This window comes from Nonomuraea polychroma (genome assembly GCF_004011505.1).
In the GTDB taxonomy this organism is placed as follows: domain Bacteria; phylum Actinomycetota; class Actinomycetes; order Streptosporangiales; family Streptosporangiaceae; genus Nonomuraea; species Nonomuraea polychroma.
Genome location: NZ_SAUN01000001.1, coordinates 10,353,614 through 10,367,039 on the forward strand (window position 1 = coordinate 10,353,614; position 13,426 = coordinate 10,367,039).

The 13,426-nt window shown below is 70.4% G+C and carries 18 protein-coding genes; 13 read left to right on the forward strand and 5 right to left on the reverse strand.

Annotated features, from left to right (window positions below; translation table 11 throughout):
- Positions 1 to 2 precede the first annotated feature (2 nt).
- Positions 3 to 611: a dienelactone hydrolase family protein gene (locus EDD27_RS48200; RefSeq protein ID WP_127939443.1), complete on the reverse strand. Its 609-nt coding sequence runs from the start codon at positions 609 to 611 to the stop codon at positions 3 to 5.
- A 60-nt stretch (positions 612 to 671) separates the two neighbouring features.
- On the opposite strand from EDD27_RS48200, the gene EDD27_RS48205 reads away from it, so the two are divergent.
- Positions 672 to 1,193, forward strand: coding sequence for an SET domain-containing protein (locus EDD27_RS48205; protein WP_127939444.1), 522 nt, complete (start codon positions 672 to 674; stop codon positions 1,191 to 1,193).
- A 30-nt stretch (positions 1,194 to 1,223) separates the two neighbouring features.
- Entirely contained in the window at positions 1,224 to 1,925 is a 702-nt protein-coding gene (locus EDD27_RS48210; RefSeq protein WP_127939445.1) for a 2'-5' RNA ligase family protein, read from the forward strand.
- A gap of 17 nt (positions 1,926 to 1,942) precedes the next feature.
- On the opposite strand, the gene EDD27_RS48215 is transcribed toward EDD27_RS48210, so the two are convergent.
- The 3 genes from EDD27_RS48215 to EDD27_RS48225 form a co-directional block, all read right to left on the reverse strand.
- Entirely contained in the window at positions 1,943 to 2,305 is a 363-nt protein-coding gene (locus tag EDD27_RS48215) for a hypothetical protein (RefSeq protein WP_127939446.1), read from the reverse strand.
- Positions 2,306 to 2,408: 103 nt separating this feature from the next.
- Entirely contained in the window at positions 2,409 to 5,849 is a 3,441-nt protein-coding gene (locus EDD27_RS48220) for a tetratricopeptide repeat protein (protein ID WP_127939447.1), read from the reverse strand.
- Between the two features lie 104 nt (positions 5,850 to 5,953).
- Positions 5,954 to 6,646 (reverse strand): response regulator transcription factor, encoded by a 693-nt coding sequence (locus EDD27_RS48225; RefSeq protein WP_127939448.1) that lies wholly within the window; start codon positions 6,644 to 6,646, stop codon positions 5,954 to 5,956.
- Positions 6,647 to 6,820: 174 nt separating this feature from the next.
- Between EDD27_RS48225 and EDD27_RS48230 the strand changes: the two genes are divergently transcribed.
- From EDD27_RS48230 to EDD27_RS48275, 11 genes are all read left to right on the forward strand, one after another.
- A complete protein-coding gene (locus EDD27_RS48230) occupies positions 6,821 to 7,072 on the forward strand; it encodes a MoaD/ThiS family protein (protein ID WP_127939449.1) in 252 nt (83 codons plus the stop codon).
- Positions 7,073 to 7,134: 62 nt separating this feature from the next.
- Positions 7,135 to 7,800 (forward strand): LmeA family phospholipid-binding protein, encoded by a 666-nt coding sequence (locus EDD27_RS48235; protein ID WP_127939450.1) that lies wholly within the window; start codon positions 7,135 to 7,137, stop codon positions 7,798 to 7,800.
- Entirely contained in the window at positions 7,793 to 8,350 is a 558-nt protein-coding gene (locus EDD27_RS48240; protein ID WP_479680937.1) for a sigma-70 family RNA polymerase sigma factor, read from the forward strand. The genes EDD27_RS48235 and EDD27_RS48240 overlap by 8 nt, the downstream gene beginning before the upstream one ends.
- Entirely contained in the window at positions 8,350 to 9,159 is an 810-nt protein-coding gene (locus EDD27_RS48245) for an anti-sigma factor family protein (protein ID WP_241564937.1), read from the forward strand. Before EDD27_RS48240 ends, EDD27_RS48245 begins: the two co-directional genes overlap by 1 nt.
- Before the next feature lie 28 nt (positions 9,160 to 9,187).
- Positions 9,188 to 9,607, forward strand: coding sequence for a thioredoxin family protein (locus tag EDD27_RS48250; RefSeq protein ID WP_127939452.1), 420 nt, complete (start codon positions 9,188 to 9,190; stop codon positions 9,605 to 9,607).
- Positions 9,608 to 9,686: 79 nt separating this feature from the next.
- Positions 9,687 to 9,770, forward strand: coding sequence for a putative leader peptide (locus tag EDD27_RS59130; protein ID WP_421917383.1), 84 nt, complete (start codon positions 9,687 to 9,689; stop codon positions 9,768 to 9,770).
- A gap of 58 nt (positions 9,771 to 9,828) precedes the next feature.
- Positions 9,829 to 10,242: a DUF4395 domain-containing protein gene (locus EDD27_RS48255; RefSeq protein WP_127939453.1), complete on the forward strand. Its 414-nt coding sequence runs from the start codon at positions 9,829 to 9,831 to the stop codon at positions 10,240 to 10,242.
- Positions 10,239 to 11,078 carry a sulfurtransferase gene (locus tag EDD27_RS48260; RefSeq protein WP_127939454.1) on the forward strand — a complete coding sequence of 280 codons (840 nt, stop codon included), beginning with the start codon at positions 10,239 to 10,241 and terminating at the stop codon, positions 11,076 to 11,078. The genes EDD27_RS48255 and EDD27_RS48260 overlap by 4 nt, the downstream gene beginning before the upstream one ends.
- Positions 11,078 to 11,380: a DUF1416 domain-containing protein gene (locus EDD27_RS48265; protein ID WP_127939455.1), complete on the forward strand. Its 303-nt coding sequence runs from the start codon at positions 11,078 to 11,080 to the stop codon at positions 11,378 to 11,380. The genes EDD27_RS48260 and EDD27_RS48265 overlap by 1 nt, the downstream gene beginning before the upstream one ends.
- A gap of 117 nt (positions 11,381 to 11,497) precedes the next feature.
- A complete protein-coding gene (locus tag EDD27_RS48270) occupies positions 11,498 to 12,049 on the forward strand; it encodes an RNA polymerase sigma factor (RefSeq protein WP_241564641.1) in 552 nt (183 codons plus the stop codon).
- A complete protein-coding gene (locus EDD27_RS48275) occupies positions 12,046 to 12,828 on the forward strand; it encodes a methylated-DNA--[protein]-cysteine S-methyltransferase (RefSeq protein WP_127939456.1) in 783 nt (260 codons plus the stop codon). The genes EDD27_RS48270 and EDD27_RS48275 overlap by 4 nt, the downstream gene beginning before the upstream one ends.
- On the opposite strand, the gene EDD27_RS48280 is transcribed toward EDD27_RS48275, so the two are convergent.
- Positions 12,774 to 13,358, reverse strand: a complete 585-nt coding sequence (locus EDD27_RS48280; RefSeq protein WP_127939457.1) for a helix-turn-helix domain-containing protein — start codon at positions 13,356 to 13,358, stop codon at positions 12,774 to 12,776. The two genes, EDD27_RS48275 and EDD27_RS48280, sit on opposite strands and share 55 nt — an antisense overlap.
- Positions 13,359 to 13,426: the final 68 nt, after the last annotated feature.

Sequence of the window (13,426 nt, forward strand, 5' to 3'; positions counted from 1 at the left end):
GATCACTCCGGCTTCTGCGGCGCTGAGAAGTGGGTGGCGAACCAGTCGCGGGCGTGCTCGGCCACCGCGTCCAGCGCGCCCGGCTCCTCGAACAGGTGAGTGGCGCCGGGCACGATGGTCAGCCTGCTCTCGGCCCGCAACCGCCGCTGCGCCTCCTCGTTCAGCTCCACCACCACCGGGTCCCTGCCGCCCACGATGAGCAGCGTCGGCGCTCGTACCGCGGCCAGCCGCGGCCCCGCCAGGTCCGGCCGCCCGCCGCGCGAGACGATCGCCGCGATCGCATTGTCCGGCTCGGCGGCCGCCCACAGCGCGGCGGCGGCCCCGGTGCTCGCGCCGAAATACCCGATCGGCAGATCCTTGGCCTCCGGTTGCTCCCGCACCCAACTCGTCCGCTCCAGCAACCGCTCGGCCAGCAGCCCGATGTCGAACACGTTCGCCCGATCGGTCTCCTCCTCCGGCGTGAGCAGGTCGAACAGCAGCGTGCCCAGCCCTGCCTGGTTGAGCGTGCTCGCCACGTAACGGTTGCGCGGGCTGAACCGGCTGCTCCCGCTGCCGTGCACGAACACCACGATCCCCTGAGCGGCATCAGGAACGATCAGATCGCCGGCCACGTGACACACCTCCCCAATGACGTGCCGCTACCCCCGTACGCCCAGGTCTACCCTGGCCTCATGCCCGTGGAACCGGAGCCCGACTGCTGGACGCACCCGCACATCGAGGTCCGGCCCTCGCTCATCGCCGGCGACGGCCTGTTCGCCACGGCGGCCATCCCGGCCGGGACCGTCGTGTCGCGACTCGGCGGACGGCTGGTCACCTGGACCGAGCTGCAGGACCTGTTCGCCGACCCCGCGGTCCCGTACGTCGACACGATCGCCGCGCACGGCGACCTCCATCTGGTCCTGCCGCCCGGCCGGCCGATCGGCAAGAGCAACCACAGCTGCGACCCCAACCTGTGGTGGACGGGCCCGTACACCCTGGCCGCGCGCCGCGACCTCCGTCCGGGCGAGGAGGTCACGAACGACTACGCCACCTGCACCGCCGCGCCCGGCTTCGCCATGGAGTGCCGGTGCGGCACGGCGCTCTGCCGCGGCCTGATCACCGGTGCGGACTGGAGACGCGCCGACCTCCAGGAGCGATACGGCGATCATTGGACGCCGGCCCTGCTCGAGCTCATCCGGGCGATGAGCCCCTGATGGACCGATGTCCTTGGCATACTTGGTTGAATGTCGGATTTTGTGGAGTTTTGTGCGAAGGGGCGTGCTGCCCTCCTGTCCGGCCGGGCCACCCATGACCTGCCCATGGTGGAAGGCGCGAGGCGATGGGGCGCCGCGGTCGTGCTCCGCCCCGAAGGCGCGGTCGTGGACCGCCTCTCGGAACTGGCCGCGACCATAGACGCCCCGGGCCACTGGGTGCACGGCGGTCCGACCCTGCACGTCACCCTCAGGTCCCTGGAGCCCTACCGCGACCGCATTCCCGAGGACGACCCTCTGCGCCGGACGTACGCGCGAGCCATGGCCGAGACCGCCACCGGCGTGGCGCCCGCAAGAATCCGCCTGAAGGGCGTGAGCCCCCATCGGGGCGGCGTGCTGGTGTACGGCCACCCCGAGGACGACACCCTCGTCACGTTGTGGAAGCGCTTCGCCCACGCCATGGAGAGCCGCGGCGTCAGGGACCTGGAGCACGGCCGGATCCGCGACCGCTGGTACGTGAGCCTTGTCCACTTCGCCGGACCCCTCCTCAACCCGCGCGAGATCGTCGCGTGGTGCGACGCCCACGCCGACGCCGACTTCGGGGTGACCGAGCTGACCTCGGTGGAGGTCGTCCAGTTCGTGCTCACGGGACAGCGCATCAAGGTCAGGTCCCTGGAGCGGGCGGTCCTGGGCGACGAGAGCGACGGGGCGTCACCCGGCCCCATTCCTGGGTGACACCCCGCCGCCGTCGGTCAGCCGAGCACCAGCGCAGTGACGAACTGCAGCACGTGCCAGGCCACGAAGGCCCCCGCCGACCAGAACGCCCACTCCTTGCTCCGCTGGATCCTGGACACCCAGCGGAGCCCGGCCACCGGCTCCTCGGGCGTCCGGATGGTCCGGGCCGCGAGCAGCGCGGACGCCAGCCAGGTGAGCGCCGAGGCGGCCACCAGTCCGAACGACAGTGCCCGCAGGATGTCGCCGGGCGCCTCGTCGAAGGGCAGCTGCCGGGTCCAGAAGGCCACGACGCCGGCAAGCAGCGCGACGGTGATCCGTCTGTCCTTGCGAGCCTGTCGCTTGAGCCACTTCAGATCTCGCCGCATTTGACTCTTGAGCATCCGGATCACCTCCGAGTGGATGAGCTGGTAGCACCAGCTAACGGGAGGATCCGGAGAAGATCTGCGACCTCACATCTGAAAATTCACGACTTTTGCCGGTGTTTCACGCCAATTCCCGTAGCTCTTCCGCCACCCGCTGCACCTCGACGATGTCACCCACTTCTTCGAGCGTGCGCACGGCCTCGGCCAGATACGAGATCGCCGCGCCCCGGTCGCCCAGTCTGGCCGAGATCAGCCCGAGCGCCCGCAGCGCGCATCCGAGGTCCCGCCTGGTCCCGCACTCCAGGTGCACGTCCCTGGCCTGGCGCGCGTAGACCAGCGCCTCCTCGCCCCGGTCCAGGTCGAGCAGCACCATGGCCAGCGTCGTGAGCGCCGCGGCCCACCGGTCCCTGGTGCCGGTCTCGTTCTGCAGCTCGACCGTCTCCATGGCCGGCTCGAGCGCCGCGGCCGGGCGGCCCGCCGTGTGCAGCGCCTGCGCGATCGACAACAAGGCGCTGGCCCGGTTGTCACGCAGCTCCTCCCTGATCGCCAGCGACGCCTTCGCCGCCCGCAGGGCGGGCTTGTGCATCCCGAGCGACAGGTACGTGTACGCCAGCGTCTCCTGCACGTCCGCCTCGGCCCGCCGGTTGCCCATGCCCTGCACGATGTCGAGGGCCTCCAGCGCGTACACGAACGCCACCTGGACCATGCCCTGGCGCCGCCGCACCCTGGCGAGCCTGTTGAGCATCCGGGCCTCGACGGGCTCGTCGTGGATCACCCGGCTGATCGTCAGCGCCTGGTTCAGGTAGTCGTCGGCACGCAGGTAGTCCGACAACCGCCAGTGCACCAGGCCGATGTCGCCGAGCGTCTCGGCCTTGCCCTGCTCGTGATGGAGCTCGACCTGCACGGCCAGGGCCTGCTCGTAGTAGTCGAGGGCCTCGTCGTACCGGGAGCCGTTGCGGGCGATGCGCCCGAGCGCGCACAGGGCCCGGCCGCACCCGTGCTGATCGCCCGTGGCGGTGTAGCCGGCCAGCGCCCGCTCGGCGTCGCGCTGCGCGTCGTGCGGCAGCCGCAGCAGGTCGTAGATCTCGGCCAGGCAGAGCAGGGTCTCGGCCTCGGCGTGCTCGTCGCCCAGCTCGTGGCAGATCGACAGAGCATCCAGGCCCTCCGACAGCGCCGCGTTGGGCTCGCCCAGGTTCTGCTGCACCCGGGCCAGGATGATCAGGCTCTGCGCGGTGCCCCGGCGGTCACCCAGTTCTTCGCGCACGTCCAGGGCCTGGCCGGCGTAGTGCAGCGCCAGCTCGTACCGCTCCTGGGACAGGTGCAGCCGCGAGAGTGTGTGCAGGCAGCCGGCCACGCCGGCCAGGTCGCCGATCTCCCGGTAGAGCTCCAGCGCCTCGCCCGCGCAGTTGAGCGCGTCCTCGCTGTTGCCCGCGATGCCGTGCACCTCGGCCAGATCGTCGAGCGCGCGGGCGCGCCCCACGTTGTCGCCGAGCTCGGTGTAGTCGGCCAGCGACTCGCCGATGAACCTGGCGGCCAGTGTCGACGGCCCGATGTCCCGGTGAATGGAGCCGAGGTTGCCGCGCATGAGCGCGATCGCCCGCCGGTTGCCGACCTGCATGGCCGAGGTCAGCCCGGCCTGCTGGATCTCCAGGTTGTTCTCGTAGAACCGCAGCCGCCTGAACGGCTCGAACACGGCCTCGGCCAGCCGCCAGGCCATCCCGTGCGCGCCGCTCTCCTCGGCCAGCCGCACGGCCGACACCAGCGAACGCCGCTCGGCCTCGAACCACTCGCGCGGCGTCGCCGGATCGGTCGCGACCGCCAGGTAGTGGTCGAGCAGCCGCGCCCTGGCCTCGCGCACGCCTGCCTCGGCGTGCCTGCCCAGCTCCCTGGCCAGCCGCTTGACCAGGTCGTGCACCCGGTACCGCGGCCCGGGCAGCGGCTCGACGAGGTAGGCCCGGTGCAGGCCCTCCACGGCGACCACGGCCTCGCTCACCGGCACACCGAGCGCGGCGGCCAGCACTTCAGGCGTGAAGTCCCGTCCCGGCAGCAGCCCCACGTGCCGGAACGCCCGTCGCTGCGCCGGGCTCAGCGACTCGTACGCCAGGTCCAGCGCCGACCTGAACGCCTCCTCGGGGTCTCCCACCAGCAGCCGGTCCGGCCTGCGCAGCTCCTGCACGCGCGACCGCACGCTCATACCGGGATTCTCGGCCAGCTTGGCCGCCGAGATCCGTAACGCGAACGGATGGTACGAGCACACCCTGGCCAGCTCCGCGAGCGCGTCCCGGTCGGCGGCCCGCCGCGAGCCCTCCCCGAGCACCGCCACCAGCAGCGCCACCGCGTTTCCCGGGTCGAGCACGGGCAGGTCCATGAGGTCGGCGTGGCCGGTGGCGCGCAGCGGCGCCATCCGCGTCCGGCTGGTCACCAGCACCACGCAGTCCTTGCTGCCCGGCAGCAGCGGCCGCACCTGGCCGGGGTCGGCGGCGTTGTCGAGGATGAGCAGCAGCCGGCGCCCGGCGATCCTGCTGCGGTAGAGGAGCATCAGCTCGGCCTCGTCGGAGGCGGGCTCGCTGACGCCCAGCGAGCGCAGGATCTGCCCGAGCGCCTCCACGGCGTTCATCGGGGGCTGGCTCGGTGACTGGCCCCGCAGGTCGATCACGATCTGGCCGTCGGGGAACCGGTCGGCGTGCAGATGGCCCCAGTGCGTCACCAGCGCGGTCTTGCCCACGCCCGGTAAGCCCTGCACGACCATGGTGTTCGTCCTGCGGGGCCGTTCCAGCCAGGCCGTGAGGATGTCCAGGCTCTGCTGCCGCCCGGTGAAGTCCGGCACGTCGGCATGCAGCTGGCGGGGCTTGGGCAGCTCGCCGACCGGCAGCGGATCCACCGGCGCGCCGGGGCGGGTCAGGAACGGCGTCACCCGGCCGGTCCAGGGCTCCGACAACTGCTCCCAGTCGCCGGCTGCGGCCCGCAGCGCGGGCGGGTCCTCGATCCGCAGGCGCCGGTAACCGGGGCGTACCAGCCAGCCGCGCTGGACCCACTGCTGGAGCTGCCGCTGCACCACGTCGGGGGAGCTGCCCACCAGGTCGGCCAGGGTCTCCATGGACAGCGGCGGAGCGGACTCCGAGGCCAGCCCGTAGCGCTCGTCGAGGTGCAGCAACCACACAGCGAGGCGGGCGGCGACCGGGGCGCGGGCGAGCGCCTCGTGCCTGCGGGCGGCCACGTGCCTGGCGAACAGCTCCTGGACCAGCGCCGTGGCCACGGTCGGGCTGGCCGAGGCGTGCTCGCGCAGCCGCCGTATGTCGATGGGCCAGGCCCGCAGCTCGGTGAGCGCGTCCACCCTGACCCGCTCGCTCGGGCTCCAGAAGGCCAGCTCGCCGATGAGGTCGCCGTCGCCGCGCAGGTCGTGAATGGCCTCGCGCTCTCCGGCGGGGGTGTATTCGCGGGCGTAGCCGTAGTCGATGACGTAAACGCGGCCGACCGGCCGCAACGGGGAGCAAATGGTCTCGTTACGCCGGAACACGCGCGGACGGGCGCCCTCGTCGACCAGTGACCTGAACGATTCCACCCCGACACCATCCCCCTGTGGACGGCGGTGTCCTCGACGTGACAGATGCAAAACGAGCCGAACACCAATGTGTCACATCGGCTCGAACCCTGCCAGATCAGAGATCAGACGTGTGCGGTGTCGGTGCGGTCGGGGACGAAACGGTAACCGACGTTGCGGACCGTTCCGATCAGCGACTCGTATTCGGTGCCGAGCTTGGCGCGCAGGCGCCGCACGTGCACGTCGACCGTCCTGGTGCCGCCGAAGTAGTCGTAGCCCCAGACCTCCTGCAGCAGCTGGGCGCGGGTGAAGACCCTGCCCGGGTGCTGGGCGAGGTATTTCAGCAGCTCGAACTCCTTGAACGTCAGGTCGAGCACCCGGCCGCGCAGGCGGGCGGTGTAGGTGGCCTCGTCGATGGCCAGGTCGCCGCTGCGGATCTCGTCGGGCACGTCCTCCGAGGCGAGCTGCGAGATGCGGCCGGTCGCCATGCGCAGCCGCGCCTCGACCTCGGCCGGGCCCGCGCTGTCGAGCAGCACGTCGTCGGCGCCCCACTCGGCGGTCATCGCGGCCAGACCGCCCTCGGTCACGATCACCAGCAACGGGCAGTCGATGCCGGTCGTGCGGATCAACCGGCACAGACTCTTGGCCTGCACCAGCTCCTTGCGCGCGTCCACGAGGACGGCATCGGCCGGTGGTGTGTCGATCAGCGCGGATGCCTCCGCCGGAACGACCCGGACCGAGTGAAGCAGCAACCCCAGCGCCGGAAGCACCTCGGCTGATGGCTCGAGGGCGTTGGTCAGCAGGAGCAGGTTGCTCATTACGGCCTCCTAAACGCGCAAGGACCCGGGGGCTACGTCGCCCAGGTCCTGTAGGTGAGGATATCCCACGAGTAAGTCACGTCCATTGCGCGTCCACCAGGTGAACAGCGCGTTCTCGGAAACAACCTCGTTAAGGGCGACGCACAATGGACCGAGGTAGAGGGTGAGGATGGCATGGCCACTGGAAAAGTGCGGTATTGGGCGGCGGCCAAGGAAGCGGCCGGCGTGGCCGAGGAAGCCTACGAAGCAGTCACGCTTGGTGAACTAATGACGAAAATCACACAAAATCGTGCAGACCTGGCACGCGTCGTGCGGCGTTGTTCGTTCCTCGTGGACGGTTCGCCGGTCGGCAAACGACCTCATGACGAGGTCGTTCTGGCTGACGGCGCGACCGTGGAGGTGCTGCCGCCGTTCGCCGGCGGGTGATCGCACGTCTTCTCGGGGAATGAGTCGATAGGCTCTTGCCCCCCGTCCAGACAGGGAGCCTCATGCGCAAGCTGATCGTTTTCTTGATCGTGCTGGTCATTCTCCTTGTCGTCGTCGACAGGGTCGCCGCGGCCGGAGTGGAACGCGACCTGTCCAATAGGATCGCCGCCGCCGCCGACCTGTCCGGCACGCCCACCGTGACGATCGAGGGCATCCCCTTTCTCACTCAGGCCATCGCCGGGCGTTATCCGGAGGTACGGTTCAATCTCGGCACGTTCTCGTACGGCGGCGTGCCGGTGAAGAACCTGCGGGGAGCGGCCTACGACGTCACGGCACCGCTGGCCGACGTCCTCCAGAACAGACCCACGGCCCGGGCCGGTCGCGTGACGATCGCAGGCACCCTGACCAGGGCGACGATCGACAAGTACGCGCCGGAGGGCGTCAAGATCGGCGGCAACGGGCAGCGGCTCACGGCATCCGGCGAGGTGACGGTTGGGGTGAGGAAGGTGCAGTTCAACGCGGAGATGCGGGTCGAGGTGGCCGACGGGGGCATCAGGCTCCAGGCGGAAAAGATCGACGGCTTGCCCGCCCAGGTCGCGCAGTTCGTTTCCTACACGATCCCGTTCAAGGGGGAGTTGCCCTTCGACGTGAAGGTGACCGGGGTCAAGAGTGTGGCCGAGGGATTGGAGATCTCGGCCGAAGCGTCTGACGTGCCGATTCGTGGATGAGCTTGAACCGGGCCGCCCGGGCGTACGTGATGAGGGTGTGAACTCAGCGGGCACCGCCGACGAGGAACTCGTGAGGACCCTCTTCGACGAGCACGCGGGGCCACTCTACGGATACGTGCTGCGACTGACCGGTGACTCGGGACGGGCGGAGGATGTCGTGCAGGAGACGCTGCTCCGGGCCTGGCGGCATCCCGACGCGCTCTCCGGCCGGCCGATCCGCGCGTGGCTGTTCACGGTGGCCCGCAACCTCGTCGTCGACCAGGCTCGCGCCAAGAAGGCCCGGCCGCCGGAGACCGGCGACGAGGCGCTGGCGGTCCTGCCCGCCGAGGACGATCTGGAGCGGGCGGTCGAGTCGTGGGCGGTGGCCGAGGCGCTGGCCGCGCTGCGGCCGGAGCACCGAGAGGTGCTGTTGGAGGTCTACTACCGGGGGCGATCGGTGAAGGAGGCGTCGGCGACGCTGGGCATTCCGCCGGGGACGGTCAAGTCGCGCACCTACTACGCGCTGCGCGCGCTCAAGCTCGCGCTCGAGGAGCGGGGGCTGGCGCCGTGATGACGTGTGAGGAGGTACGCCTGGCCCTGGGCGCGCACGCCCTGGGTGCACTCGACCCTGACGAGGCGCTGGAGATCGACACCCACCTCGCGACCTGCGAGGCGTGCGGCGCCGAGCTGCTGGAGCTCGAGGGCGTGTCCTCGTTCCTGGGAAAGGTGTCGGAACGCGACGTCGAGCTGGTGGCCAGCCCCCCGCGCCAGGTGCTCGACCGGCTGCTCAACGCCCGCGCCAAGCGGAGTAGGCGCGGCCGCCTGCTGCTGGTGGCCGCGGCCTCCGTCGCGCTGCTGGGGCTCGGCGGCACGGTCTGGACGGTCATCCAGGAGAGTGAGCCCCAGGTGGCGTCGTCCGTGGCGGCGCCCTCGGTCACGCCGTCGCCGATGCCGAAGGGTGAGCAGCCTTTCGCGGCTACGGAAAGCGACCAGGCGCTCAAGGCCGAGGCCAGCCCCAAGGCGTCGGCCAGCAGGGGACCCGCGACACCTCAGAAGGCGGTCGCCGGACGCGAGTTCACCGGTCAGAACGCGGCCAAGGGCTACAACGCCATCGTGATGGCCTGGCCACTCAGCGGTGGCGGCACGGAGCTCGGCGTGCGCGTCACTGGCGTGCCGGCCGGCACCACCTGCAGTCTCGTCGTCGTGGACAAGGACGGACGCCGGGACGCCACGGAGAGCTGGGTCGTCAGCCGCGAGGGCTACCAGGACAAGCCTGCCTTCAAGAGCAAGACCACAGTGTCCATGAGGGACATCGCCAGGTTCGAGGTCGTCGACCAGACGGGGAAAGTGCTCGTCAGAGTCAAGGGCACCGGGAAGTAAACCGCGACCGCCCGTGGTTGCACCATGCGTGACGGGTTTGTGGGTGGCGCTGGCGACGCTGGCGCTCGGATCGGTGATCGGGGTGGTGTTCCTGCGCCGCAACGGACGAGTGCGTGACGCGGACGACTCTCAGGATCGGCTGTCCGCCGCGGACCTCGGGGCCGGGCTGGGGGAGCGGGCGACGCTGGTGCAGTTCTCGACCGCCTTCTGCCAGCCGTGCCGGGCGACCAGGCGGATCCTGGCCGACGTCAGCGAACTCGTGCCGGGGGTGAGCCACGTCGAGATCGACGCCGAGTCCCGGCTGGACCTGGTGCGGCGGCTGGACGTCATGCGCACGCCGACCGTCCTGGTGCTCGACGCCTCGGGCGCCATCGTGAAAAGAGCCTCGGGGCAGCCGCGCAAGGCCGACGTGCTGGCGGCGCTCGCGGCGGCCGTACCGGGCTCGTGAGAGTAACGTTGTCTCACGAGTTGTCTCATCAATCGGACGAGATGTGACAGATGACGAGACGACGAGTAGTGTCATGCGCATGAACCCATCGACAGAGCTGCTCACAAAGCGGCGCGCGGTTGATTTCTGCCGCGTGACCACCGCGCTCTGTCGCGCTGCCTGAGGACGATCTCGCGCGGACATCCGATCCGCCCCAATCGACCCTTCAGGAGCATCCCACGATGCGTGCCGATCCCAGAGCGCTGCGCTTCGGCGCGGCCATCACAACCGTGGTCCTCGTTTCCGTCCTGCTGACCCAGAGTGCCTGGCTGCTCGCCGCCCAGGCGGTGGTCTTCGCGCTCGGAATCGCGGGGCGCTCGCCGTACACGATGCTCTTCAAGGCGCTCGTCAAGAGCGCCCCGAAGGAGACCGAGGACGCCCGTCCACCGCGGTTCGCGCAGGCGGTGGGACTGGTCTTCGCGGTCGCGGGCCTGGCCGGATATGTCGCCGGGATCATGCCGCTGGCCCTCGTGGCCACGGCCGCGGCTCTCCTCGCCGCTTTCCTCAACGCAGCCTTCGGATTCTGCCTTGGCTGCGAGATGTACCTGCTCATTCGCCGACTACTGCCCGCTGCCAACATGGAGGTACCCAAATGAGCCGCTCCGCCGCCCTGGTGGACGCTGACTGGGTCGAGGCCAACCTCGACACCCCCGGTGTCGTTCTCGTCGAGGTCGACGAGGACGTCAGCGCCTACGACAAGGGCCACATCCGTGGCGCCGTGAAGGTTGACTGGCGGCAGGACCTGCAGGACCCGGTCCGCCGCGACTTCGTGGACAAGACCGGTTTCGAGGCCCTGCTGTCCGACCGCGGCATCTCGAACGATGACACCGTCGTGCTCTACGGCGGTAACAACAACTGGTTCGCCGCCTATGCGTACTGGTACTTCAAGCTCTACGGCCACGAGAACGTCAAGCTGCTCGACGGCGGCCGTAAGAAGTGGGAGCTGGACTCCCGCGAGCTGGTCAAGGACGTGCCGCAGCGGCCCAAGACCCAATACGTCGCCAACGAGCAGGACACCGCGATCCGCGCCTTCCGCGACGACGTGGTCTCCGCCATCGGCAAGCTCAACCTCGTGGACGTTCGCTCGCCCGACGAGTTCACCGGCAAGCTGCTCGCCCCCGCCCACCTGCCGCAGGAGCAGGCGCAGCGCGCGGGGCACGTGCCGACCGCCCGCAACATCCCGTGGTCCAAGGCGGCCAACGACGACGGGACCTTCAAGTCCGACGACGACCTGCGCACCCTCTACCAGGAGGCCGGGGTCGACTTCGGCAAGGACACCATCGCCTACTGCCGCATCGGCGAGCGTTCGGCGCACACGTGGTTCGTGCTGCACGAGCTGCTCGAGCAGGACAACGTGAAGAACTACGACGGTTCGTGGACCGAGTACGGCTCGCTCGTGGGCGTGCCGATCGAGCTGGGGGAGGCCCGCTGATGACGACTGCACAGGGTTGCGGAGCGCCGGAGCAGACGATTGCGCTGCCGGCCGGGATCGATCTGACCAACCAGGCCGTGATCCAGGGCGTGGTGACCGGCGCGGGCACCGCATATGCCCGGCTGCTGGACCACTCCGGCGAGTTCACCGGCGAGGTCGTGGTGTCGGAGGAGGGCGTCTTCCGCTTCTTCGCCGCTCCCGGCGACTGGACCGTCCGCATCATCGCGGGCGGCGGCGTCACCAGGGACGTCCAGGTGGAGGCCAAGCTGGGTGAGGTCGCCCAGCTCGCCGTCGCCGTCTGACCACCGGCGTCGTGAGGGCCCGCGTCTTTCGGACGCGGGCCTTTTCGCGTGGTCGCGTCTTTCGGACGTGGAACTTTCGCGTGCAACCGATTCTGGCTCGCCGGTGTTGTATCCCATGTGAGTGAGATCGATCCGGTGTGCAAGGCGCTGCTCGACGACCTCGACGAGGGGTTCGCCGAGATGTACGCCGCCTACCGCAACCTCGTCTTCTCGACCGCGTTGCGGCTGAGCGGGCGCTGGGCCTGCGCCGAGGACCTCACCGCGGAGGCGTTCCTGCGGGCGTACCGGGCTCTGGCCGGCTACGACCGTGACCGCATCGCCGCGCTCCAGCCGCGGGCGTGGCTGATGACGGTCCTGATGAACCTCTGGCGTAACTGGGCCCGCACCAAGGCCCGCAAGCCGCCGCCCGACCTCCGCGACGAGCCGGTGGACTCCGTCGATCCCGGCCAGGACGTCGAGGAGGCGGCGGTGCGCCGCGAGACCGGCGACGAGCTGGCCGAGCTGCTGAGCCAGTTGCCCGAAGAGCAGCGGGCCGCGGTGGTGCTCAGGCACGTCGTCGACCTGCCGGTCAGCGAGATCGCCATCGTCCTCAAGATCCCGCAGGGCACGGTCAAGTCGCACGTGTCGCGGGGATTGCGGCGGCTACGCGCACTGGGAGGTGCCCGATGACCGAGGACCGCTTGCTCGCCGGGTTGGGGGCCCTGGCCGCCGACGCGCCGGACGGGCTGCTCGACAGGATCGCCGCCCGCTGGGTGAGCGTGCCGGGGCCGATCGGGGAGCTGCGGGTCGCGTTCACCGACCAGGGGGTGGCGTACGTGCACGCCGGCGACGGGTTCGCCGAGGCGTTCAGGGCCCGGTTCGGGCGACCGCTGCTGACAGCCGGCAGGCCGCCTGCGGGGCTGCTGACCGCGCTGCGTACCGGCCGGGCCTCCGGGGTGCGGCTGGATCTGCGCGGGATGAGCGACTTCCAGCGCGACGTGCTGGAGGCCGCGCGCACGATCCCCCGCGGTGAGGTACGCCCCTACGCGTGGATCGCCGCCCGAATCGGCCGGCCCAGGGCCGTGCGCGCGGTGGGCACGGCGCTGGCGAACAACCCGGTGCCGCTGCTGCTCCCATGCCACCGGGTCACCAGGTCGGACGGTGCGGCAGGCGACTACGTGTTCGGCGCGGCGGCCAAGGAACGGCTGCTGCTCGCCGAGGGCGTCGACCTGGAGCGGCTGCGGCGCCTGGCCGGGGAGCGCGTGTTCTACCTGGCCAGCGACACCACGGGCGTCGTCTGCTTCCCGACGTGCCACAACGCCAGGCGCATCACGCCCGCGCACCGGCACGGCTTCCGCACCCTCGCCCAGGCCACCGGCGCCGGCTACCGGCCCTGCCGCACCTGCCGGCCGGCTCAGGGGGTGGCGGGACAGGCGTCAGGCGGACGGGCTAAGGGCGTGGCGGGGTAACGCATGAGGAGCGTGGCGCGGACGATGTCGGGGCCGTGCGCGCGGTAGCCGTGCGGCACGTCCGAGCGCCACGAGATGTGATCCCCCGGCCCGGCCGTCAGCGGCTCCTTGATCGGGCCGGCGCTCAGCGTGCCGCTGAAGACCGTGACGTGCTCGGTCACGCCCTCGTGGTGCGGGGGCGAGGTCTGCGTGATGCCGGGCGGGACGCGTACCCGATAGAGCTCGTACGTGACCCGGTCATCCTCGAACACCTCGAGCAACTCGGCCTCCATCGCCGTGCCGCGCATGATCTGCGGCTCGGGCGGCGGGTCGAATATGGCCCCGATCGGCACGCCGAGCTGCGCCGTGATCGCCCAGAGCGTCTCCAGGGTCGGGCTGTGCGTGCCCATCTCGACCCCGGACAGAGTGGCCTTGCCGATGCCGGCGCGTTTGGCGAGCTCGGACAGCGAGACCCCGCGCTCCTGCCGTAGCCGCCGTAATCGGTCTCCCACCGCGCGCGGGTCGGCGTCGAATGCGGGCAGCGGCTCCATACCCGTCATGGTGCAACAGAGGACGCGCCGCGTCGCGGGCATTCGCCGCCGGATAATTCTTTTGTCAC

What these genes read in the sequence shown, in the direction of transcription:
- EDD27_RS59130 (WP_421917383.1), top strand. Translation starts at nt 9,687, where the DNA reads ATGAACCCATCGACAGAGCTGCTCACAAAGCGGCGCGCGGTTGATTTC.
- EDD27_RS48280 (WP_127939457.1), bottom strand. Translation starts at nt 13,358, where the DNA reads ATGGAGCCGCTGCCCGCATTCGACGCCGACCCGCGCGCGGTGGGAGAC.
- EDD27_RS48215 (WP_127939446.1), bottom strand. Translation starts at nt 2,305, where the DNA reads ATGCTCAAGAGTCAAATGCGGCGAGATCTGAAGTGGCTCAAGCGACAG.
- EDD27_RS48205 (WP_127939444.1), top strand. Translation starts at nt 672, where the DNA reads ATGCCCGTGGAACCGGAGCCCGACTGCTGGACGCACCCGCACATCGAG.
- EDD27_RS48230 (WP_127939449.1), top strand. Translation starts at nt 6,821, where the DNA reads ATGGCCACTGGAAAAGTGCGGTATTGGGCGGCGGCCAAGGAAGCGGCC.
- EDD27_RS48225 (WP_127939448.1), bottom strand. Translation starts at nt 6,646, where the DNA reads ATGAGCAACCTGCTCCTGCTGACCAACGCCCTCGAGCCATCAGCCGAG.
- EDD27_RS48260 (WP_127939454.1), top strand. Translation starts at nt 10,239, where the DNA reads ATGAGCCGCTCCGCCGCCCTGGTGGACGCTGACTGGGTCGAGGCCAAC.
- EDD27_RS48245 (WP_241564937.1), top strand. Translation starts at nt 8,350, where the DNA reads ATGACGTGTGAGGAGGTACGCCTGGCCCTGGGCGCGCACGCCCTGGGT.
- EDD27_RS48275 (WP_127939456.1), top strand. Translation starts at nt 12,046, where the DNA reads ATGACCGAGGACCGCTTGCTCGCCGGGTTGGGGGCCCTGGCCGCCGAC.
- EDD27_RS48235 (WP_127939450.1), top strand. Translation starts at nt 7,135, where the DNA reads ATGCGCAAGCTGATCGTTTTCTTGATCGTGCTGGTCATTCTCCTTGTC.
- EDD27_RS48210 (WP_127939445.1), top strand. Translation starts at nt 1,224, where the DNA reads ATGTCGGATTTTGTGGAGTTTTGTGCGAAGGGGCGTGCTGCCCTCCTG.
- EDD27_RS48255 (WP_127939453.1), top strand. Translation starts at nt 9,829, where the DNA reads ATGCGTGCCGATCCCAGAGCGCTGCGCTTCGGCGCGGCCATCACAACC.
- EDD27_RS48265 (WP_127939455.1), top strand. Translation starts at nt 11,078, where the DNA reads ATGACGACTGCACAGGGTTGCGGAGCGCCGGAGCAGACGATTGCGCTG.